The following is a 22,589-nucleotide window of genomic DNA, read 5'->3' on the forward strand; positions in this document are numbered from 1 at the left end:
CTTCCTGCCCTCGTGCTGCGGTGGAACCTCCGCACCGATTCACAGCACCACCGCCCCCGACTCCTGCCCGCGCTGCATCTCCTCGTACCCGTCAATCGCGCGTGGTACAAGTGTCCGGCGGGCATACTCGAGCAGATCGGGACACGATCTCCCCTGCAGGACATGCACCTCACAATGGGCAGCGTCGAAGTCTCCGATGACTATCGTCAGCTCGGTCACCCGCGGCTCGGCTTCGTGACTCACTCGATAAGACAACACACTGACCTGCGTACCGAGCGGACAACGCGCCTCCGCCTCCTGAACAAGACCTATCGCGTCTACGAACCCTCGACCTGGCGCATCCCCCCATCGACTCACATCCTGATGTAGTTGCCACTGATTGATCGCATTGCGCACCGGCGTCGGAATGCCCGGCAGATTGCCCAACATGCGGGCGTAATCGAACACCAACCCGCTTGCGGCGGTGCTCGTTTCGCTGCTCTTCAGCTCCTGATACCACTGCTCGACAGCCTCCACCTGAGCGCGGGCAGAGAGCACCAGCGCTTCGTCAGACCACCAGTTGACCGCCGATACACTCACCAGTTGCTCGCGGCCCAGCTTCATCAACTCGAGCTGGGCCGCCGCGACCTGCGCCGACGTCCGCTCCAACACACGACCATCGGGCTCGACCTCACCATTCACCAGATCAAGTGCGCGCGTGAGCCATTCGGCAGCCTCGTCATCCAGGGGACTGTCGTTGTGGGATAGGACGGCAACCGACGCCGAAACATCGGTCCGCTCGCGGATGACCACATGGGCGATCGGTGAATCGTCCATATCGGGTTCGTTGTAGCGGAATACCGATATGCCGACTTCCCGTCGTCCCGCTGGTCCGGATATAGCGATTTCCAGTCGCCCGGTCTCGATTCCGCCCACGGAGGCTTTCCCTGCCTGCACAACCTGGGCGACGCCAGCCTGCATCTCAGCGGCCGAGATTTTTGACAAGTGGCCGGCCAGCCCCTCGATCACAAGGTTCAGGTCCTGGACTCGAGTGGGTCCGCCGCACAACACCACACGCAACTGCGCACCCTCGTCGGAACCTGCGTTGTCGCCATGTGGGATACGCAGTCGCACCGTTCCCGCAAGCCGATGCCCGTCGCGCTCCCGTAGCGTTACGACCGCAGCATGGAAATCGGTCGATCCTTCTGCCGCCGCGTGCGACACCATGAACATCACACGGCTAGCATCCGGAACGCTCGACCCGTACGACAGCAGAAGCGTCGCCGCGTGCGCTGACAACGCATCCGCGAACTGCGGATTATCCTCCGCCAAAGCGAGCAGAGTCGTCATATGCTCGCCCTTCGGCACGGCGACCACCAGCACGCCGCCCGCACCGCCCGCCGGATCCGGGAAATACCCGACGCCGTTGTTCCACTGCTGCCCGTCGCCCCTGCTGTCGAGCTCCGCCGCGACGACGCGGCTCGTGAGCACCGCGTCTCGCGCACTCCGGGCATCCGACATGGCGGTTGCCACCTGTTCATGCTGCTCGACGAGATCGAAGAACTCCCGAATGTCGGACTCCCGCTGAAGAATTTCGGCTCGGACCGAGGCATCAGCGTCCGACATGCAGACCGATTCCAACTCCATCGGGTCTATACCGAGTTCGCCGGCCACAGCTTCCCGACGGACCGTCACCGGCTCCCACAGCTCCACGAATGCCTGTTGGCGGGCTTCGGGATCGGCACCCAAGCCCAGCCGGCCCGGATTCGACACACCGAGCCGGTCGGCGAGGGCATCGCGCTTCTGTCGCCACACCCGCAACTGTTCGGCGGCATTGCCCACAAGCCGCACCACGTCCTCGTACTCACGAAGCCCTTCCGGCGACAACACCACCCCCGGAAGGGAACGATGGACCGAGCCCTCGGCGGGCTCCCGCTCGATGACGTGCGCCGCATTCCCCGCCTGCTCGCCACCGGCCTCCGCGATGTGCGAGGTCTGTGACTCGGGCACGATGTGCGGGCCCGGCTCCACGTGGTGGTGGGTCGGCCGAACAGCGTGGACGAACGACCCGCCGTGCGCGTCGATGACGACATGGCGGTAGTGGAATCGGGCGTTGCGGCGTGTCAGCTCTTCGCGGATCTCTGGCGCCACCTTTTCCAGTACTCGATCCAGGCCCGACACCGGTCCCACCACGAACACCTGCGGCGGTTCGCCGTCGGCCTCCACTACCGCCACACCAGGGGCCAGTTGTCGTCCCCCCTGCGCCTCGATTACGTCCCGCTGGATCAACTCATGCGCGATCGCCGTTGCCGCCTCGGCGCGCACGGTGCGTTCGGCGGCGTACGCGTAATCGAATAATTTGAAGCACTCCAGAATGTCATTGCCGAGATTTTCGACGTGGAAGGCTTCGGCTTCCGCCCTCTCTTTCTGGTTGGACAGCGGCGGCTGATCCCGGAATGTGTGGGCCCGGTCCTGGTACTCGGCGATCAGGCGAGCAACAGCCGTCTTCAGCTCACGCGGGCTCAGGTTGTCCGGATCCTCCACTCCGAGCAGGCGAGCCCGCTCGACGATATTGTCGAACACCCGACTGCGCTTGGTCGCGGCTTCGGTGATCCGCCGGCCCCACTTATGCAACTCGGCGTTGGTCGCCTGGGTCGGTTCATATACCTGCGGATCACCTACCGACACCCAGTCAGGGCGCCCGCGTTGGCGTTCCGCTGAATTCCCTTCTAGCTCCGCGACCATCTGATCGTGCACAGGAGGAATCTGGCCCAGCTGTGCACCTAAGCGGATGCACTCGTCGGCGTACTGGAGTAGGAAGTGCAGATTTCGGTAGCGCACCGCATCGTGTCGCTTCTGGTAGATCTCAGAAGCCCGGTCCCAATCCTTTCTCGTTCCGCCCGTCGGTCGCCCCCATTCGGTATCCCACTCATCCTTGGCTCGCTGCACCGATCCAACGGTGGGTTTACCCGTGGGGGAGGTACCGGCCAGTTGCTCTGTCAGCGCAGCGAACTCACGACGTAACGACTCGAGCCTCGAATTCAACTCCGTCGGCTTCACGCCGCACAGTTCGGCCCATCTGTCCCGCAGGTTCCGGACCCGAGTCAGCTCGTCGAGCCGGCGAACCATCGCATCCACGTCCGCGACAGGCTCGATGGCGTTCGACTGTCGCTGTAGCTGCCTTGCTTCGTTCTCTGAAGCACCGGAATCGGCCCGCTCCAGCGATGATATGGCCATCGATTCACGAACACGTGGGTCGAGGGTCGCAGCCGCATCTTTATAGTCCTCGAAAGCACTGACCAACTTCTCGACGTCACTCCGCGAATACCGCGAGTCGGCTCGCACAGCCTCGATTTGCTGCACCATTCGCCATGCGTTGGAAGGCCGTGCATCGATACCGAACTCCGCGGCGACCAACCGCAACCGGCATCCTTGCTGGTGGTAGCGGGCCTTGGCGTGAGCCAGTTCGAGTCGACTGATCCGCGAGTCCAGATCATCGTCCGTGTCGATCCCCTCGACCGACGCCGCACGCTGCCGTTCGAGACCGGCCAACTCGAGTCGGGCTTGCTCCGCACGAAGCCGACCGATCTCCATCCCCATCCGCTCGAGCTCGAAAGGAAGCTCGAGCATCCGGCCGATCTCGAGGTAAGCCGTTACCGCATTGACCAGTTTCCCGATATCACTGGATCCCGCGGTCGCACCCAGCAGCCGCCACTCGGCCAATGGATCCCCACCCGCGACGACCTCACCGCCCGGCTGCAGGTTCTGCTCCGTCACCCCGAACAGTTTGGCCAAGTCTGGGTAATGGTAATGAGCACGACCAGTACGCCTGTGGTCGAGCTGCAATGTCGAGACCAAGACCTCGAAATTAACCCCACGAACGATCGCGCGACTCTCGAAGTCGACAAGCCCACCTGTTCTCAGCCTTTGCGTGAAATCCTGCCAGCCCGCATGGCCCAGAGCCCGCAATCCGTTTTGCAGACTATCGATCACCCGAGACAGCTGCGGCCGTGGCGGCCACCCCTTCCGGAACAGCCGAGTCAGCTCTGCGGTCTTGATTTCGAACTCGCGCTTCAGAGTATTCAATTCCGCCGAGCCCAGGTGCAAGGACTGCGGATCCCCACCCCGCATCTCGGCCAATCGATCCAGCTCACCTTTCGACGCGGCCTGCGCCTCCTCCATCGCCGTGGCCTGCTGATCCAGCTGGCCGATCGGATCGACAGAACCCTCTGTCGCGGAATTCACCGCGTCGACACCGTCGTCGGGACTGCCGTCACCGGATGGGGGCCCCGACAAAACCGACCCGCCACGTCGGACAAGCGCGGGATCCGAGTCGTTCCTAGGCGGCGTCTCGCGATCGGCATGACCATTCGCCGACATGTTGACGTTCACGCCCGGCAGCGGGGGCTCATCGCGGCCATCAGCGGTCACCGCATCCGCGACATCATGGCCGCTGTCCCCCGACTGGTCGAGCTCGCGTACGGCTGGTTGGCTCGTGAACACGATCCAATCGGCCGAGTCCCCGACCGGCTCCGCCGAAAATACACCGGTCTTTTCCAACAGGAGCAGCTGCGTGGGCATACCCGTGACAACAACACGGATATGCTTTCGAGCACCCAATTCCGCGAGTCGATCCACAAGCATGCCCACTGCTTCTCCCTTCGCTTTCCAGCGGACCGGGCTGTAAAGGTAGAAAACTGTGCAGTCAGGAAGCGCCGCATCGAGCGCGTCCGCGTTCACGATTTCCACGTCCAAGCCCAGCTTGCTTGCGCGCGCAGCGGCATCAAGCGCGTATTCGGGCTCTATCTCGATCCCGACAACCCGATTGACCGGGGTGAACGCCGCGAAGAACAGGCAGGCCTTACCGAGGGCCGCGCCGATGTCGCACACGGAATCGTCGCGGGTCAAGTCCAGTGCTCCCAAGACCGTGACCAGGGCGGCGAACTTCGAGGGCTGCGGCCCGCTGACATCCGGCCGCCCTGTGATCCTCGGAGAAAGACCGGCATACGGCTTGTTCGATCGCGCCCCGAGCGGATTGTCGTGATCCCCGAATTCCGGCAGTTCCACGACGCGCTCGAAAAAGTAGTCCGCCAATTCGCCGTAGCCCAGGTCCGTCAGTTCCACGAGCTCGCGGAGCCATGCTGCCCGCGCAGCAGGGTCCGCCCCTGGGCCGAATACTCGGCTCCGTATCTGACGGAAGACCGGGTCGTCCTCATCGTCACCCTCACGCCGCGCCGCAGTCCCGGCAGCAGGCGCCTGCGTCTTCGATTGTGCCGCCACCGCCGTGGGCGATTCCTCGAAGGCAGCGAGCAGTTCGCTGGTCGCGGCCTGCACGTGCTGCGCGACCTGCGCCAGTGGCGGCCTCCAGTCGGTGTCGCCGTCGGCGGTGGTGAATACCGGGTCAGTCACGACCGGTCGGGTGTCCAGATGCGCCAGACCAGCCTCTGTTGCGGCATTCCAGGCAGCAGCACCCAAATGCCAGTACTCCCAGCTGTAGTAGACCGCGGGTTCTTTCGACCATTCGGATTTCGGTGATCGCGGCAGGTGACCGACGGTGACCCGGCCTTGGTCGTCGACCGAAACATGGTGGTAGATCACCGTGATACCGGCCTCGGCCAGTTGGCTGCTCGTCGCCGCGGTCGCACGCCGTAACACCGACTCCAGATCCGCCACCGGGGCAGCGACCACGATTCGTGGCACCTTGCCCAGCACGAGCGTGACGCCTTCACCGAGCCGGAACCCTCCTTCCGCGGCGATGACATCGCGGGCGGCCAGCACCCCGGCGGCCAACCGCGCTTCGGGATGATGCAGCCGGGTGGCGACAGCCGCCGGCCAGGCGCCTCGACCGGCGCCCGGTTCCCACACCTTCCAGGCCGGGTCCGGGCGGACCTCTTCCGTTGACCGTGGCTGCTTGTCCACCCCGGATTCGACGGTATCCGGTTGTGCCACAGCGATTTCCACATCCGGATCACGCAGCGCGGATTTGACGGCGCCCGCCAGTTTGCGCTCGCTGGTGGTCCGCAAGTTTCCGAATCGGGCCGCCAGCACCTGGCTGGGACCGTTCCCGTCCCCAAAGCTGCGGTACACGACTCGATAGACACCGTCCCTGTCGCGGTTCATCACGATATCGATCGGGAACCCGGCGATCTCGATGCGGACACTATGCCCGCCGCGCAGCCCGCCGCTCGGGGGTTCGTAGACCAGGTACCGACCATTGATCTCCCCGCTGACCAGTTTGCGAGCCACTTTCTGAGCGCTGTACGGATCATGAGGCCCTGCACCGACCCGACCGGCCAGAACGGCGAGGGTAGTCCGGGCGTCGACCCGCCCCAACGGTGCGATCCAGTTGTCGAACCCAACACCGGACAGCTTCCCCTCAGCGCGGTGATCCAGATACGCCTCCAGCAGAACGGCACGAATCTGGGTGTGGTCCGGCTCCTGGTACCGCGGCTCGAGCGTCTGGACCTCATCGATCTCGATACCGACATCCTCGCCCGACCGGCGTGGCCTGCTGGTGTCCAGCTTGGGCCGGGCGAACACCACCTGGTACGGCGGATTCGGGCCCAAAACACTCGCATACGACGGGTTGTCGCCCAAAGCGTCGAGTACCGCATCAGGGCGGTGCGCAGTCGTAAACACCACCAGCACATCGCGTTCCGTCTCGGCGGTCCGCAGATGCAACACATGCTCGCTCACCCGCTCCCATCGTTGGGATGTCAAGCCGCTCCGCCGCAGGACCTGCGCCACGACCTGCTCGTCGGCCATGGCGCGCCGAGACATCTCCCGGTCGAACACCGCCCTCGCGTGATGCCGTTCGGCGACAAGCTCAACAAACCGCAAGCGGCGCTCGATCGCCGTGCGCCGCTGCGCCAGCGCCAGCAATACACCGGCCAGCGATGTGTTCCGTAGGCTATCGCTCCGCAACCATCGCTTAGCACCATCCGGGAGGATCTCCGGACCGATACCGGCCAGCGTCGCCGGGTCCACCGACAACTCGTCGGCCAACGCACGCCGATCCGCCTCGGCACGGCGGCGCAACTCGACCAGCCATGGGGAATCCGGGCGCAGCCACAGCACGTCACCGACACCCAACTCCCGGTCCAGCTCGCTCATTTCGAAGGTCAGAGCCTTGATGCGCAAGTCGAGCAACTCGACATCCGGGCGGATGTTCTCCACCCCACGCACCGTCCCGTACACGGGCACCGACACGAGAAGTGCCGGCTCCGGTACGCCGAGCTCCGCCATCAGCTGCTGGTGCCGGTCCAGTATCTGTTCCAGCTGAGTCAATTCGGCCAGCCGCGACCTGATCCTGTCCCGATCATCGATCGCCCGCAGCCCTCCCAGCTCGGACAGGGTGATCTTGTCCAGATCCTCGACAGGGACGTCACCGATCCTGATCGCAAACTCCGCCCGCATGGCCTCCAGCTGCTCGCGCGCAGTGGCAATCGCCGCACGCACCGGCACCGTGGGCGCCTCGCCCGGCACACCGCGCATACCCAGCTTCGACAGCAACTCGTCGCGGCGGCCCTCCACCTCCGCCAGTTCATCCGTAACAGTCACACGGCCGTCGTGAATCGCCGGAATTGGTGCAGTGCTGGCGCCGGGTGGTGATCCGTCTCTCGGAGCAGTCCTGACAAGAGGACCATCAACCACCGCAGCCGACGCACCGGCCCCCGTAGCCTCATCCAGCGGAAACCGCACCTGGTCGTCGTTCGTGTCCATGGACTGGCCGACCGGGAACATCGGTAGAACGGGTCGACCCGGCAGTTTGTGAACCACTCCCTGGTGGTCGTAGAGAACCGCGACCTTGTCCCCGTCTTCTGACAGATCCAAATCCGCAGGGCGCTGCCCGACATTATACACCCACGGCAGGTCGAAGTCCGGATCGAAGAACTCCAGTTTCCCCCGGTACTCCTTGCTGTGCGACAACACGACAACGTGCGAACCCGGCCCCCTGTCGGACAAGCCGAATTCGTGCGAATCAGCATCCACCAACTGCCGGACCACCAAGAATGTCGCCCCCGGCTCCATCCTCAGCAGCCGCTGTTCCAACAACCCCCAGGCCCCCACCTCACAGAACTCGCCTTTGCTGGCGCGCTGCGCCGCCAACGGAAACACACCCCGCGCACCGATCTCCCCCGGCCTCAGATCACCCACCGCGCCGGTGTTGCCGGTGTTCGCGCGCACACGCTCGAGTCCCTTCACCAAACACTCGACCGCTCGCGTCCCGCCAGGAGCAACACCCGATTCCCGCCAAACATCCGAACCGTCACCACCAACAATCCCGCCCGCCTCGGGACCGGAACCATCATCGCGCCCTGGCGCCATCGGATTCCACGGCTGCGCCCCGGGCCGCACCACCCGCTGCACGCGGAAACCGCCGTACTTCTCCCCCATCCGTTTGGCATGCTCCTGCGCCTCCTCGAGGGCATTCACCAGCGTGTAGTCCGGATCGTTGTCGAGCTTGTCGGCGATCTCACGTATCTTCGCGGCGTGGTCACGGCGCATATCGCGATTGCCCAGAACCCAGCCGTCGGGATAGCGATAACCCGTGTCCGGGTCGAGGAACCCGGCGTTGCCTCGCAGCCGTGCGATAAACGCCTGCCTGACCGTCGGGCCGTCGGCGCCGATACCGCCCGGTCGAAGGTGGCGATACTTGTCGGCCAGCCGCAACATTTCCTCGAGTTGGCTGATTCGTTTTCCCAATCGGCCCATGACGCTGACCCGAATCCCCACTCGGGCCAGGACACGGCCGAATACCCGCTCCTCGTTGTAGCGTCGTGACATCAGGTCCTCGGCCGCCAGCGCAATGGTGCCGACCAGGGCATCCGGCTCCGACAAAGTCTGCAGGTCCGCCCCTGCCACCCAGCGACCGATGCGGAGAGCCAAAGGGTGCATGGACTCGTCGGAGAGCCACCGCCACAACAACTCGTCGGGAGACTCGATCGCCTGTCGGCCGGTGGTTTCGTCGAATGCGGTAGCGTTCACCGCGAATCCCAGAACTGCCGCCGTAGACAGGTCGTACCCGTGCAGTTGAGCACGCTCGAAAAGCAGCTCAGCCGCCGCCTTTTCGTCGTATCCCTCCGGGTTGTTGCTTCGACGTCCGCCACCGTAGACAATGTCGCTCCACGCGTCGGCGGTCATCGCCAACAGAATGTCGCCGATATCTGCCTTCTGCTGGATGCCGTTGTCCAGAATTCTGTGCAGGTCCTCGGCGACGCCGAAACCGTTGTGATAGAAAGCGCCGACCTGATACTCGGACAATTCGAACGAACCGTAAATCTGATTCACACGCCCGATATCAGAGTCCCCGTACAACGTCCGGTTGATGTACAAGCCCTCCGCGATGAGCCGGATGGCCCGCTGGACGTCGGGGGAGAGGATAGCTTCCGCGGACAAGTGTGTACGCAGAATTCCGGTGACCTCGGTGATCTCCCGAGACAGCACCTCCACCGGCAGCGGCGCGCACGTCCTGCTGAGCAGGAAATCCTTCACCCACTGGGCGGATTCGACATCGACCGGCAGGTCTCGCTCGCGTTTCCAGCGGTAGTCGGGCAGTCCGGCGACGCGCAACCCGTGTGACGTCCGCCATGCCCGGCGCCGCAGGTCTTTGTGCTTCACCAGGTCTTGCCACCCCACCGAAACCCGAAACCGGCCGTGCCCGAGCACCGGGCGGCGTTCGACACGTCTCGGCCACCGGCGGGTGGAACGTCCTTCGACCAGCCGATGCGGGTGCTCGTCGCCGGTACTCGGCACCGGCGTCCACTCCGACTGCGCCGCAATCCGCCGATACATACTCACAGGCACCGACAATTCGATGATCTCGTCCTGTCCGGGCGGTCGCTGACCCAGCGCAGCTTCCACGGCGGCGTCGCCCACGACGACGGCCTCCTCGCGCAGCATGTCACCGACGTCGCCCAGCCTTCCCAGCTCGTCCCACAGCCCGGCACCCTCCAGAAGCCCATCCGGTCGGCCACCGCCATCCATGCCGGGGGACTGATGTCGCTGGGCCGACGGTTGTTCCGGCGCAGTCAGGCCATCGCCCTGGTCTTTCGGTGGTTTCGTGGTGTGCCTATCAATAGTTCGACCGCTCTGCACGCCGGATACCACGGCACCGGACAGGTCAGAGCCGGTCAGGTCCGGCGCTGCTGCCCCGTCGCCGCCAAGAATCGACCCGGTGTCGAACTCGGGGATAGTGAAGAGTTTGTCCGGGCTGTCGTGTGGACTTGTGTGTGTGTCATCTCGGCTGTCGTCGTGTAGACGCTGCCGGTGGCTGTTACCCGTCTTGGAGGCGGGCATCGACCAGAGCGGGCTGGTTGGTGCCGGAGCTGTTGCGGCATTGTTTGGGGCGGAGTCTGGTTCGCCGCGGTGCCCGGGGACGACTGTGCCTTCAACCTCGACGGCGGCATGCGCCATCGGGAGGGCCGGTGTCCCGGCGACCGGCGTACCTACCGCATCGCGGGCGGGGTTCCCCACCGGGACAATCTCCGGGCTCGGTGCGGGTGCAGACGTCTCTTCGCTGCCATCGCCGGCCTGTTTGCCCGCTGCAGTATCCGGCTCGCCGGTCGAGGAAGCCGGACCGTGGCCCACTTCGACCGGGCGGTGTGGTCCGGCAGCAATATTCACCGCTGCACCGGGCCCGCCGATGGACGGGCCGACGGTTCGACCGCCGCCGTCGGAATGCACCGTGTCTTCTCCACGCCCAGTCCCGGCACCGACCCCACCAGCAGCTCGATTCGCACCGACCGACGAACCGGACCCACCCGCGTCCGTCGCTGTCGATACACCACCACTCCCGGTGGACAGGGCGGCACTGCTCGCCGCGGCCGACCGGTTCTCCTGCGGGTTCGGCGTCGAAACCCATCTCTTGCCCAACGATTCCCGTGGGGCCGGAGGATCCCCCGGCTTGCCTGCCTTCGGCGCCTCGTCCGCAATCCTGGCCGCCGCGGTCGCCTGCTCCTTGCGATACGCAACCTCCGGCCCCGCACCCGCACCCTGCGCATAACCGATATCCGGATCATTCGGAGTACGCCTCAACTGGCCGCTCAGGGCTTGCGCCGCTGCGGGGGTGTTGTGATCGGGTTTCAATGCCGGCGCGGTCGGCTGGACCCGCGGTAGTTGCGGATGCCCGGACATCGACGCGCGCTTGCCCTCGGTGACCGCTTCGAGTGACCCCTCGCCCACGCCCGCCAGGACACTGGCCAAACCGAACCCTGTTGTATCGAGCCGTGGTGCACCCGAGGCCAGCTGCGCTGCGATGCCCCCCGCCCAACCTCCCGCTTCTCCCGCTACCCCTGAGCCTGCCCCGACCGCCATCATCCGTACCCACCACGGACCCGACCACCCCGCCACCACCGGACTGATCCCCTTGGCGGCCCAGTGCCCCGCCGGGAAGGCTAACGCGTAGGAGAGCGTGAAGCTCACCATTTCCGAGGTGTTCCAACGGTCTCTTTGACCAGTCGCCTTCTGCAGGCCCTGCGTCCCGAGCTGGAGGCTGCCCCCGAACGCGGCGCCTTTCATCATCGTATTACCGAGAATCTTCCCCACCATCGGAAGCGGTACCGCGATCTTCTTCAGCAGCGGCATCAGCACATTCTTCAGCCATGCCCGCGCGGCATCGGCCGCCAAATTCGCCGTCAACTTCACCGACGCGGCCCGCACCGACTCCCGGCCGATCGCATGAACGGCAGGTACCATCACGGGGATCAACGCCGCCCCGCCCGGTGTCGCCATCAACAACGCCACAAGTTTATAGATCGTGTACAAGGTCATCGCGGCGAAAAGCAGCTGCAAGATCTTCGCGCTCTGGAAACTCGCCGCACTGTCCCGGACCGAGTTCCCCATCTGTTCCATCGCGTCCGCCAGCACATCCAGTGAATAATCGCCGCGCAGCAACAGGTCTAGATTCTCTTGGACCGCGGCCCCGCTCTCCCCTTCGAGGAATTCGGGGACCTCGTCTCGGATTTCCCGTAGCAGTGACACCAATTCCCGTAGCATCCCCGCGCTATCGAGCCAAGAATTTCCGATTCCGTCGGCTAATTCACCTTCCCGAACATCGATATGTTCCGCACCGGTCCAGTCGAAATTCAGTACCGCCGCCATCCCGGCCAACCATCCCGGAATCTCCAAGGTGATCACCGCAACCCCCCGACCCCGGCCCCGGTCATATCCACACCCCGATACGGCATCATCGCCCGGCAGAAGAAGCCCGCGGGTAATGGGCTGATATCACATCCATTCAACACCCGTCGAACACCATGGCCTACCCGCGATGTGCTCGCCAGTGCCCCCGTGACCACCATCGTCATCGAGATGCGCCGACCGCTCTCGACCGCGAAACGGAGCGCTGCCACCCGATGCCAGTGAATCCGGCGGTGTCCACGACCACCGCAACCAGCGGACCGGACAACCAGATCCAGCAAGAACTCGACACGCACAATGACACCCCGCCTACCGCGATGGTCGACAGCATCGGCGACCGCACCATCGAGTGGTCCCCTCCCATACACCGCACCGGAACATCCGTGGCCGCCGCGATACCACCACCACGCCAGCGGATATACCCATGGATCGGCGACAGTGCGAGTCACTCCCCGACATGAGGTCCACCGGAATCCCGCGCCGCGCTGCGACTTTCCCGAACCTGTGTCGTAGACAGCGACGACGCCAGGAGTCATACCGACCATCGCCTCAGTTCCTCATCACAGCTCACAGCGCAAACCCACGAAAGCGGTCAGACCTCGCCGACCGAAGACAGGGATTACCAGTATTGGTGGATAGGTAGCGTTCGAGCATCCGTAGCCAATAGGTGGCAGCAGCCACCCTCACACCACGCAACACATCGTGAATTCGTTGCCACACATCGGCTTCCGTCCACCGCCGATAGATTTCATACACGGATTTGCGGGCGGGAAATCATGCGGCAGCTGCGTCGACGCGATTCCGCAGCGCACCAGGCAGAAGACCGCCTCGCAGATCAGCCGCCGCGGCCGTCCGCCACAGCGGGCGTGATTGCCCGGCGGCGGAAGTGGCTCGAGTAGCGCCCAAGGTCGGCCAACGGGGCCCGCCCAGCGCTGGCGGAAAGCGATGGCAGGGTCGGAACAGTCTGGGATATCGTCGCTTGATGTGTACCTACGCTTTCGTGCACTACAAATTGCACTACGTGTGCGCGGCGTGCCGGGTGTCGTTCAAGCGTCACCCCCTCGATGCTGGTGTAGCGCACCGCTGTCCGCGGTGCGCTACACCAATGCGGTGTGCCGGACATGATTTCGCGGCGCCGCCTCGCCGTGACACCCGAGCTTGGTCGGTAGTGGCTGCTGTGGTCGGCGCCGGACTGCGTTACGAGGGTTTCGAACCGTGCGGCTGCGGTCGAGTACCGAAGTACCGGCCGCGGACCCGGGCCGAACTTCGCGCCCGCCGCAAGTTCGCCGCACGCAACGTCGTTTCGCTCGATGATGCGCTTGCCCGCCGTAACGTGTGAACACATTGCCCAATCTCACAGCGGCCGGTCGAACGCGCCGCACCACAGCCGGACACGACCCCGAAGATAAGGATCGGAACCGAATAACCTCAAAACACACCCGAGTTCTCAGATACGCTCCGAGACGTCTAGATCGGTCGAGATCAGGTAATGGTCGGCACTGGTGGGTGCGGCAAGGCTGTCAACCGTGATGAATTCGTGTGTGAGTACACCTGGTCGAGTGAGCCGTCCCGCCCTTGATCGGTTCTCTTACCAGGTTCCAAGGCGTGCCGCAGGCCTGTGTCGTCGAAGTACTGTCACCGCCACCTGCCAGACGCCACGATGCTCGCGACTTCCTCGTCAGTGACACCCCGCTACACCCTGATCAGTCGGCCACCCGCGACCGCGAAACGTCGGGTCGCTGTTCGACGTCGGTGAACTCGGCAGCGTCCGCAACCACCTGAGCTTGCGAACCGGACAGATCCGCTACTCGAGACCGCGAAACGGAGCGTTGTTGCTCGACATCGGTGAACTCGGCAGCGTCCGCGGCCTTCCAGTCCGGTGAATCGGGCGGCGCGAGCGATGCCTCGGGCGGTTTAGGAATCAGGTCGAAAATATCCGGGGCACCTGGAGTTAGTTCCGAGAGTTTCGGCACCAGGGGGTTGTGCTCCTGCAGCGGCTGCATCAGTTCCGCTGTTTTGCGCCGCATTTCCGCGATAGCGTCCTGCGCGGCGGCCGTGACAGCATTTCCGATCTGGTCGTAGGTCAGTTTGTGGATGTCGCCGGTGAGTTTGGTTTCGATCACGGCGCCATCTGCGTTGACCGTTACCTTGACGCGGTTGTTCGCCGCGGTGCCGACCCCGGTCAACAGGACACGCTGCTGCTGCATTTTATCGATCGATTTCATGCCGGCCTGGACGGTATCCAACAGGTCAGCCAGCCGGGCCATCGATGCGTCGTTCGTCAATCCATCCCCCGCTCGCCGCTACGACCGGAGAGCAGTCCGATCCAGCGTGGTTGTCTTCAGTATCTGCGCTTACGCCTTGCCGCGGACCGAATGCCCGATTTCCCCCGCAGAGAAATCCTCTGTGGCGCGGGCTACCTTTGCCGTAGCGTCCAGCCCGCTCGAGAGCCCCTCGCCTCCGAGTAGAAAGTCGACAAGGGACCTGCCCGTGTCCTCCAAGACTTTCGCTCCGGCAAGGTAGCCATCCGGACCGTTGAGGAACTGTTGCGAGGATTTGCTGTCCCCGAAGCAGTAGTCCAAGTACTTTTTGTGCGCCGCCTCCACCCGAGAGACCGCTTTCTCGATGCCTTCGCCCAGATCCCGCACCTTCTGCGCGGCGCGCTCTATCCCTGCGTAATCGGCCTTGAAGTGTTCCGCGGGCATGCCCTACCTCCTCTGAATTCACTCGGCCAGCATTGATTCTGGCACCAACCCTCCTGGAGGCACTCCCACCGAAGGGAAGGACGGCCCACGGCCACGCCACAGTAGCGCCCCGACCCACTCCACCGACACCGACACCGACACCGAGAGTCGAACCTATTATTCACAGCCGCGGCGTCCAGGATATCAACGCCGAACCGAGTACGGTCGCTGCCACGATCCTCCGTCCGGTACTAGACCGCAGCCGGGGCCACTCAGGGGCGCACCCCGGGCTCCGGGCGGATGTCGCATCTGCTGGCGAGCACCAGCACGATGTAAGACGAGCACATCGCCTCCAGCGCGAGATTCGGGTCGACCGCGCGGCCCCTGCCAGGCTTTGGCGTTGTGTGCGTGCATGACCGCTGTCGGTGTACGACGGCATGGACTACGCTGGCGCGGTCCATGCGCTGTGCGGTGCGCACATCGCGCGGGAGCTGATCGCCGCCACCGACGCCGACCCGACCAACGCCTGACCCAAGGCCGCGTCGGATATGTTGTATGAGCTCAATACCGCCGCCCACCAGGCCCGCGCGTTGGACCAGACGAGGAGTGCGGCCGAGGTCCTCGACCCGCTGCTACACCGCTGGCGACACGCCCTGCTGTCGCGGCTGACAATCCCCGCCGCGAAGGACCCAAACAGTCCAAACTCGCAACCTGTTGTTGAACAGGTTGACCGCTCGCGCGGACCGGGTATTGCACTTCACCCGAGGTCTCAGGGGCGGCTTCACGAACAATCAGGCCGAGCGCAATATTCGCCCGCGAAAACCCAACTGAAAATATCAGGCTGCCACCGCTCGAGCAATGAGGCACGGGCATGGCTTCGAATCCGCGACTCAAAAAATTCAGGCTAACTCAGCCCATCTGCGGAACAGTGCGCGCAATTCATCCCGTGAAATATCAGGCCAAGGTTCGGAATGTCGAGACAATCGCGTGTGGTACCAGTCGACCCACTCCTCGAAGAGGCTTGGGTTCTCGGCAAAGCTATGCAGCATTGTCTCAGCATTCATCACCGTTCCTCTCCAGTCTTCGAAACTGCCGTACATGCGAAGGGCTACTTCGGTATCAACAGCAGGATTCAAAGACATCCGCTCGATCCACATCGCAGTGGCCCGAGCACGGGTTGCTTCATCCTGCCATATCACACGCTCGAGGAAGAACGCTGCATTATAGAGCGGATCACCGGGTCCGGCATATTCCCAATCAAAAATCCACAGTTTCCCTTGGTCATCGAGCTGAAGGTTGGGTGGATAAAGGTCGTTGTGGGCGAAGACGACCGGTTCACCCGAACGACTATGGTCTGGCTGAACATACTCCGATAACGGCCCGATCCCGAGTTCATCGAGCTTCGACAGATGATTCTGTGGCAGGTTGTGATACGCGTCGTCGGCATACTGGATCATCTGCTGCTGCCACCCTGGAACGTCCAGTTCCATTCCTGCCGGTACGGGGTGCGAGGACATCGACGTCACCTGATCCAGAAGATCTGGTAACCAATTCATCAGCTCGGGATCATCGAAACCCCGCGTTTCACCGGAAATATATTGCATGATTGTGAACTCCCCGCCAGTAGTCGGGTCCGCCCCAGCGTAGAGAATCTTAGGTGTTCTCACGTCGCACTCACGTGCGTATTCTATGGCCGCGTTCTCGGGCATCCATTTCTTCAAGAAAACCACCGTCGGTTGTTTTTTACTGGTTCTGACCACAGCTGGGCCTGAGTTTGTGTCGACCAGGTGCACCCGATTACCGGTCCCAGCGAAATCCGGTTCCCGATTCCCGACCAGCTCATACAGCTCCTGGGCCTCTTCCGGAGATATTTCGAATCGGCCGCGACCGTTTCGGTGTATCTGCTCCTCGATGGGCAAGTCCAGAAATCCGTCCTCAGCGGTAGGGTCCGACCGCGCGGGGTCTACATCGTCGGGCCCTCGTCCCGCCGACCGATCCTTGCCGGACACCCCGACAGAGAAGTCGCGGTCGCTGGTCCGCACGACGCCGTATGCGTCGGCGACTTCCACCCGCCCGCCGTTGGGGTCGAGGAACATGCCGAACACCGCACGACCGGCCGACTCCGGCGCGGGCACAAAATTGGGTCGGAACACCCCCTTGCCCTTGTCGCGCAGCTCGATCCACACGGCCCCGTCCGCCTCCACCCGGCGGACCAGCCAGTACGTGTGGCCGAGATCCCCTTGTTCCCCGCCCTCTCTGGTGTACGTCGGATCGAACACCAGCATGCCCACGTCCCGGCCGCTGCCCGGGTTCTCCGCATCGCGCCGTGCGCCCCACTCCCGCAGCCGGGCGACGGCCTCGCCGATATCCGTGAAAACCTGTTTGCGCCCGCCCATCACCCCCTCGATGCGGCTGACCAGCATCCCGCTGGACCCAGCGGTGAACCCGCCGAGATCGTCCCTGCCCGTCACAGCGCCGATGTCCTGCATCGTCAATGGACCGCACAGGTTCTGCTCATGCGGCCACGGCACATCCGGGCGCTCGTACTTCCCGCCGCCTTCACCGGCGGGCACCGTGCCGCGCACTTTCGGCCGGTCTGCCGGCAAGTTCTGCGACAACGCCTCGCCATCGCCACCGTGCACCACCACATCAGCGATGTCGGCAACGGGCACACGCCCATCAACACCTCGGCCGCCCGCCTTACCGGAAACGCCACCGGCCGGGCCGGGACCGGTCAGACCTGGCGGCGCCGCTGCCCCGTCGCCCCCATGAATCCACCCGGTACCGAACGCCGGGATAGTGAAGGGTTTGTCCGGGCTCTCGGACCAAGCGGTCGCACCGGTACCACCATCGCCGAAACTTTCCCGACCCGTGCGCGTGTCATCTCGGCCGGTACCGTCCGGTTGCTGCCTGCGGCCGGCACCCGCCACCGGCCTGGAGGTAGGCTGCGGCCGGACCGGGCTGGTCGGTGCCGAACCTATTGCGACACCGTGTGGGTCGAAGTCCAGTGCTCCCAGATCCCCGATGCCGGCCGTGTCCGCACGCCCCACAGGCGCCGGGCCCACCGGGGGAACCAGCGTCCCGGCCAACGGCGTGACAACCACGGGGTTCTCGACCGAGACAACTGGCGCCGGGCGCGACGCAGGCACAGGCGCCTCATCGCTGCCACCGCCATTCCCCACCTCTGTGCCCCCCACAGCGCCCGGCCCGGTGCCGCCCACCGAGGAACCCGCTCCGTCGCCCACCACGACCGGAATGTCCGATCCTCTGGCAACAACATTCACCACGCCGGGCTCGCCGACGGACTGACCACCGGCTGGACCGCCGCCGGCACGCCCCGCATCCGCTCCACCCGCAGGCCCGGCACCGACCCCACCGGCGGACCGCCCCGCACCACCCGACGAACCGGACCCACCCGCCTCCGGTGCCGCCGATGCACCACCCCCCGCGGACAAGGCGGCACTACCCGCCGCGGCCGGCCAGTTCTCCTGCAAAATCGGCGTATCCCATTGCTTGCGCAAAGATTCCACTGGGACCGCAACCACCGGCTTGCCCGCCTTCGCCACCTCACCCACAACTTTGGACGCCACAGTCGCCTGCTCCTTGCGATGCACAACCTCACTCGCACCCTGCGCATAACTGGTATCCGGAGCACGCATCAACTGACCGCTCAGGGCCTTCGCCTCCGCCGGCGTCCCGTGATCCGGCCTCGCCGGCGCAGTCGGATCCACCCACGGCAACTCCGGGTATCCCTGCGTCGACATCGACACACCCTTATCCCTACGAGACCCTTCGAGCACCCCCTCGCTCACACCCGCCAGAAAACTCGCCGAACTGACCGTCGTATCGATCCGTGGCGCACCTGAGATGACCTGCGCCGCAATACCCCCTGCCCAGCCCCCCGCTTCCCCTGCCAGCCCCGATACCGCCCCCACTGTCATCTTCCGGACCCACCACGGACCCGACCACCCCGCCACCACCCGACTCATCCCCACCGCAGCCCTATGCCCCGCCGGGAAAGCGAGCGCGTACGCAAACGCGGAGTTCACTATCTCCGACGTATTCCAACCGTCGATCTGGCCGGCCCCCTCCTGGAGGCCATGCACCCCGACCTGCAAACTGCCCCCGAGAATCGCGCCTTTCATCATCGTATTACCGAGAATCTTCCCCAACACCGGAAGCGGCACCGCGATCTTATTCACCAACGGCATCAGCACATTCTTCAGCCACGCCCGGGCGGCATCGGCCGCCAAATTCGCCGTCAACTTCACCGACGCGCCCCGCACCAACTCCCGGCCAACCGCCTGGATGGCAGGCACCACCACAGGAACCAACGCCTGCCCACCCGGCGATGCCATCAACGACGCCACAACTGTATAGATCGTGTGCAAAGTCATCGCAGCAAAAATCAACTGCATGATCTTCGCCCTCTGGAAACTCGCCGCACTATCCCGAACGGAATTACCCATCTGCTCCATCGCATCCGCCAGCACATCCAGCGAATACTCACCACTCAACAAAAGATCTAAATTATCCTGAAGCGCGACTTCACCCGCACCCTCGATAAATTCCGGAACCTCATCCCGAAGCTCCCGCAGCCACGGCACCAACTCCCGCAACATACCCGCGCTATCCAGATAAGAATTCCCGATCTCATCCGCCAATACACCTTCACGAACATCGATATGTTCCTCACCAAGGAAATCGAAATTCAACACCGCTGCAATCCCGGCCAACCATCCCGGAATCTCCAATGTAATCACTACGAACCCCCACTAAAACAGAGCACCGCTACTCGACGACAGTGATGCTTATTTCAGGCACGGCATATCGCAACGACGGCCGACGATCGGACCTGCGGAGATGTCCGACACGCGCTTGTTCTGAATGACCCTCAGTGCACCCGGGAGTACCCCCGAAGAGGTCGAAAACATCCGGGGCACCCGGAACCAGTTCGGAGAGTTTCGGCACCAAGGGCTTGCGCTTCTGCAGCGGCCGGATCAGTTCTGTCGTTTTGCGCCGCATTTCCGCGATAGCGTCCTGCGCGGCGGATGTGACGGCATCCCCGATGCGGTCATAGGCCAGTTTGTGGATGTCGCCGGTGAGCCTGGTTTCGATCACGGCGCCATCGGCGTTGACCGTGACCTTGACACGGTTGTTCGCCGCAGTGCGGACGCCGGTCAACAGGGCCCGATGCTGCTGCATTTTCTCGATCGATTTCATGCCGGCCTGGACGGTATCCAGCAGATCCGCCAGCCGGGCCATCGATGCCTCGTTCGTCATCCGATCCCCCGCTCGCCCTACGACCGCAGAGCAGCCCGATCCAGCGTGGTGGTCTTCAGTATTCTGCGCTTACGCCTTGCCGCCGACCGAATGCTCGATTTCCGCCGCGGACAAGTCTTCTGCGGCGCGGAAGACCTTTGCCGTAGCGTCCAGTCCGCTCGAGAGCCCCTCGCCTCCGCGTAGAAAGTCGACAAGGGACATGCCGATCTCATGCAAGATCTTCGCTCCGGCGCGGAAGCCATCCGGACCGTTGAGGAACTGTTGCGAGGATTTGCAGTCCCCGAAGCAGTCGTCCAAGTAGTTCTTCTGTTTCTCCTCCACGTGAGAGACCGCTTTCCAGACTCCTTCGCCAAGATCTCCCACCTCCTTCGCGGCGCGCTCTATCGCTGCACAATCGGCCTTGATTCGCTCGTAGGGCATGCCCTACCTCCTCTGGATCCACTCGGGCCAGCATCGATTCTGGGACGAGCCTGGCTGGAGGCACTCCCACTGAGGGACGGGTGGCCCACGACAACACCGCGACCCACTACATCGGCACCAAGTGCCGAACCAATATGCGGCGCAGCAATATTCAGAACGATGGCGTTCAGGATATCACCGCCGAACCGAGTACGGTCGCCGCCACGATCCACCGTCCGCTATCCGACCACAACTGGGGCCGCAAGGCGGCCGTACCCCCGGGAGCAATTGTCAAATGTTGTGGATGGGTGCCTTTGCTCGGTGAAACGTGCGCCAGTAGAGGGCGGGCGAGACGCCGATCGCCATGCGGAGGTGGTGTCGCAGCGAGGATGCGGTGGCGAATCCGGCACCCCGTAGTTCCGCCTGAGCGGTAGCAGGCAGCCACCGCGCAGCGGCCACCGGGTGTCAGCGCGCGGCGCCGGTGAGATAGTTGCGCAGTATCGCGGTGACGTTGGTGATCTGGTCGACCGGGACATGCTCGTCGCGCTTGTGGGCGAGGTTGGGGTCGCCGGGACCGAAGTTGACAGCGGGGATGCCGCGGGCGGCGAAACGGGAGACGTCGGTCCAGCCGAACTTGGCACGCACACCGCCGCCGCCGTGGCGGTGCACCGAGGCGACGAGGTCCTTGGCGGCGGGGGCGGTCAGTCCGGGGAGCGCGCCGGGCGCGAAGTCGAATACCTCGAAGGAGATGTCGAGGCCGGCGAAGACCTCGCGGACGTGATCGACGGCCTGGTCCACCGTGCGGTCCGGGGCGAAGCGGAAGTTGACGTCGATCTCGGCCAGGTCCGGTACCACATTGCCCGCAACGCCACCGGAGACGCGGACGCCGGACAGCCCCTCGCGATAGACACAGCCGTCGATGTCGACCTCACGCGCCCGGTAATCCGCCAGCCGCTGCAGAATCGGGGCAAGCCGGTGAATCGCGTTGTCGCCGAGCCACGCTCGCGCCGAGTGCGCGCGGACGCCGGATGTGCTCAACCGAACCCGCAGCGTTCCTTGGCAACCCGCCTCGATCCAGCCGCCGGACGGTTCGCCGAGCACCGCGAGATCACCGGCCAGCCAGCTGGGGTGGTCGCGTTCGATGTGGCCCAGCCCGTTGAACTCCGCGGCGATCTCCTCGCAGTCATAGAAAATCAACGTCAGATCGTGCATCGGCTCGGCGACGGTCGCGGCTAGGTGCAGGAACACCGCGTTGCCGGATTTCATGTCGACCGAGCCGCACCCGTAGAGCACTCGCTCGCCCGCCGGACCGACGGCGAAGTGACCCGGCACGTTGTCGGCGATGGGAACGGTGTCCAGGTGCCCGGCCAGGATCACCCGGGTCGGCAATCCGCGATTCGTCCGGGCCAGCACCACGTTCCCGTGCCGCAGCACCTCGAACCCGGTCGTCTGCTCCCGCAGTGCCCGCTCGATCCTGTCGGTTATCGCCGCCTCACCCTGGGAGACGCTCGGGATGTCGACGAGCGCGGCGGTCAGCGTGATCGGGTCGGCATGCAGGTCGATGGTCACGCCCTTCACCCTACGACCGCCCGCACCCGCACCCGCGCACCCCACCGCATCGAACTAACTTCAGGTCGACGCATCCAGCAGGGTTCGCTCCGCGCATCCGTCGCACGGTCCGCCGACCGCACCGCCACCGAATAGGTCCGTCCGACCAGCACCATCGCCGCCGCCTGGATCACGTGTCGATCGCCGTTCCGCAGATCAGGTCCGGCTCGGCGAACCCGACGCCGAAGCTCGCGACGCAGATCGCGGGGACGGGCGCGGACAGCATCGACGCTGCTGGCGGCGGTCATCAGTACCGAGCACGCAGCGCCGGTGATCGCCGGAAGACGGTTGCGTGCCGGCAAGACCGGCTCGATTAAAGGGGGTTGGCCGCATGGTCGCCCAAGCAATCGCTACCGCGCGGGCGGCCGGGATCACTGGCGAGATACTCGTTCGCGGCGCCTCGGCCTATGGCACCCGCGCCGTGATCGGTGCGAGCCGCCGCGCCGGGGCGGGGTTCGCACACGCGCTACCTATTGGTTACCGATGTGGGGTGCC

General features: G+C 64.4%; 8 protein-coding genes and 1 pseudogene. 2 read left to right on the plus strand and 7 right to left on the minus strand.

Translation table 11 applies throughout. From position 1 onward, the window contains the following. Positions 1–39: 39 nt before the first annotated feature. A complete protein-coding gene (locus tag OH799_RS18785; protein ID WP_406265625.1) occupies positions 40–12,117 on the minus strand; it encodes a hypothetical protein in 12,078 nt (4,025 codons plus the stop codon). Between the two features lie 218 nt (positions 12,118–12,335). On the opposite strand from OH799_RS18785, the gene OH799_RS18790 reads away from it, so the two are divergent. Next, positions 12,336–12,581 carry a hypothetical protein gene (locus OH799_RS18790; protein ID WP_406265628.1) on the plus strand — a complete coding sequence of 82 codons (246 nt, stop codon included), beginning with the start codon at positions 12,336–12,338 and terminating at the stop codon, positions 12,579–12,581. A 1,242-nt stretch (positions 12,582–13,823) separates the two neighbouring features. On the opposite strand, the gene OH799_RS18795 is transcribed toward OH799_RS18790, so the two are convergent. The 6 genes from OH799_RS18795 to dapE all read right to left on the minus strand — a co-directional run bounded on the left by OH799_RS18795 (position 13,824) and on the right by dapE (position 22,055). Beyond that, the gene (locus OH799_RS18795) at positions 13,824–14,387 is read right to left on the minus strand and encodes a YbaB/EbfC family nucleoid-associated protein (RefSeq protein WP_406265631.1); all 564 of its coding nucleotides are present in this window, start codon (positions 14,385–14,387) and stop codon (positions 13,824–13,826) included. An 87-nt stretch (positions 14,388–14,474) separates the two neighbouring features. After that, positions 14,475–14,825, minus strand: coding sequence for a hypothetical protein (locus tag OH799_RS18800; RefSeq protein WP_406265635.1), 351 nt, complete (start codon positions 14,823–14,825; stop codon positions 14,475–14,477). A gap of 878 nt (positions 14,826–15,703) precedes the next feature. Continuing rightward, positions 15,704–17,476, minus strand: coding sequence for a phosphotransferase (locus OH799_RS18805; protein ID WP_406265638.1), 1,773 nt, complete (start codon positions 17,474–17,476; stop codon positions 15,704–15,706). A 2,119-nt stretch (positions 17,477–19,595) separates the two neighbouring features. Then, positions 19,596–20,087, minus strand: coding sequence for a YbaB/EbfC family nucleoid-associated protein (locus tag OH799_RS18810; RefSeq protein WP_406265641.1), 492 nt, complete (start codon positions 20,085–20,087; stop codon positions 19,596–19,598). Between the two features lie 69 nt (positions 20,088–20,156). Continuing rightward, entirely contained in the window at positions 20,157–20,507 is a 351-nt protein-coding gene (locus OH799_RS18815; protein WP_406265644.1) for a hypothetical protein, read from the minus strand. Positions 20,508–20,951: 444 nt separating this feature from the next. After that, complete coding sequence (gene dapE, locus OH799_RS18820; protein ID WP_406265646.1) at positions 20,952–22,055, minus strand: succinyl-diaminopimelate desuccinylase; 1,104 nt, start codon at positions 22,053–22,055, stop codon at positions 20,952–20,954. Positions 22,056–22,328: 273 nt separating this feature from the next. Here dapE and OH799_RS18825 point away from each other — a divergent pair. Continuing rightward, a pseudogene (locus OH799_RS18825) lies at positions 22,329–22,563 on the plus strand (IS1380 family transposase); the annotation flags it as partial. Between the last annotated feature and the right edge of the window lie 26 nt (positions 22,564–22,589).

Source organism: Nocardia sp. NBC_00881, from assembly GCF_045207455.1.
Taxonomy (GTDB): domain Bacteria; phylum Actinomycetota; class Actinomycetes; order Mycobacteriales; family Mycobacteriaceae; genus Nocardia.

Excerpts from the sequence above, each read along its gene's own strand:
- OH799_RS18815 (WP_406265644.1), bottom strand. The coding sequence starts at position 20,507 with ATGCCCTACGAGCGAATCAAGGCCGATTGTGCAGCGATAGAGCGCGCC.
- OH799_RS18800 (WP_406265635.1), bottom strand. The coding sequence starts at position 14,825 with ATGCCCGCGGAACACTTCAAGGCCGATTACGCAGGGATAGAGCGCGCC.
- OH799_RS18810 (WP_406265641.1), bottom strand. The coding sequence starts at position 20,087 with ATGACGAACGAGGCATCGATGGCCCGGCTGGCGGATCTGCTGGATACC.
- OH799_RS18790 (WP_406265628.1), top strand. The coding sequence starts at position 12,336 with ATGCCAGTGAATCCGGCGGTGTCCACGACCACCGCAACCAGCGGACCG.
- OH799_RS18795 (WP_406265631.1), bottom strand. The coding sequence starts at position 14,387 with ATGGCCCGGCTGGCTGACCTGTTGGATACCGTCCAGGCCGGCATGAAA.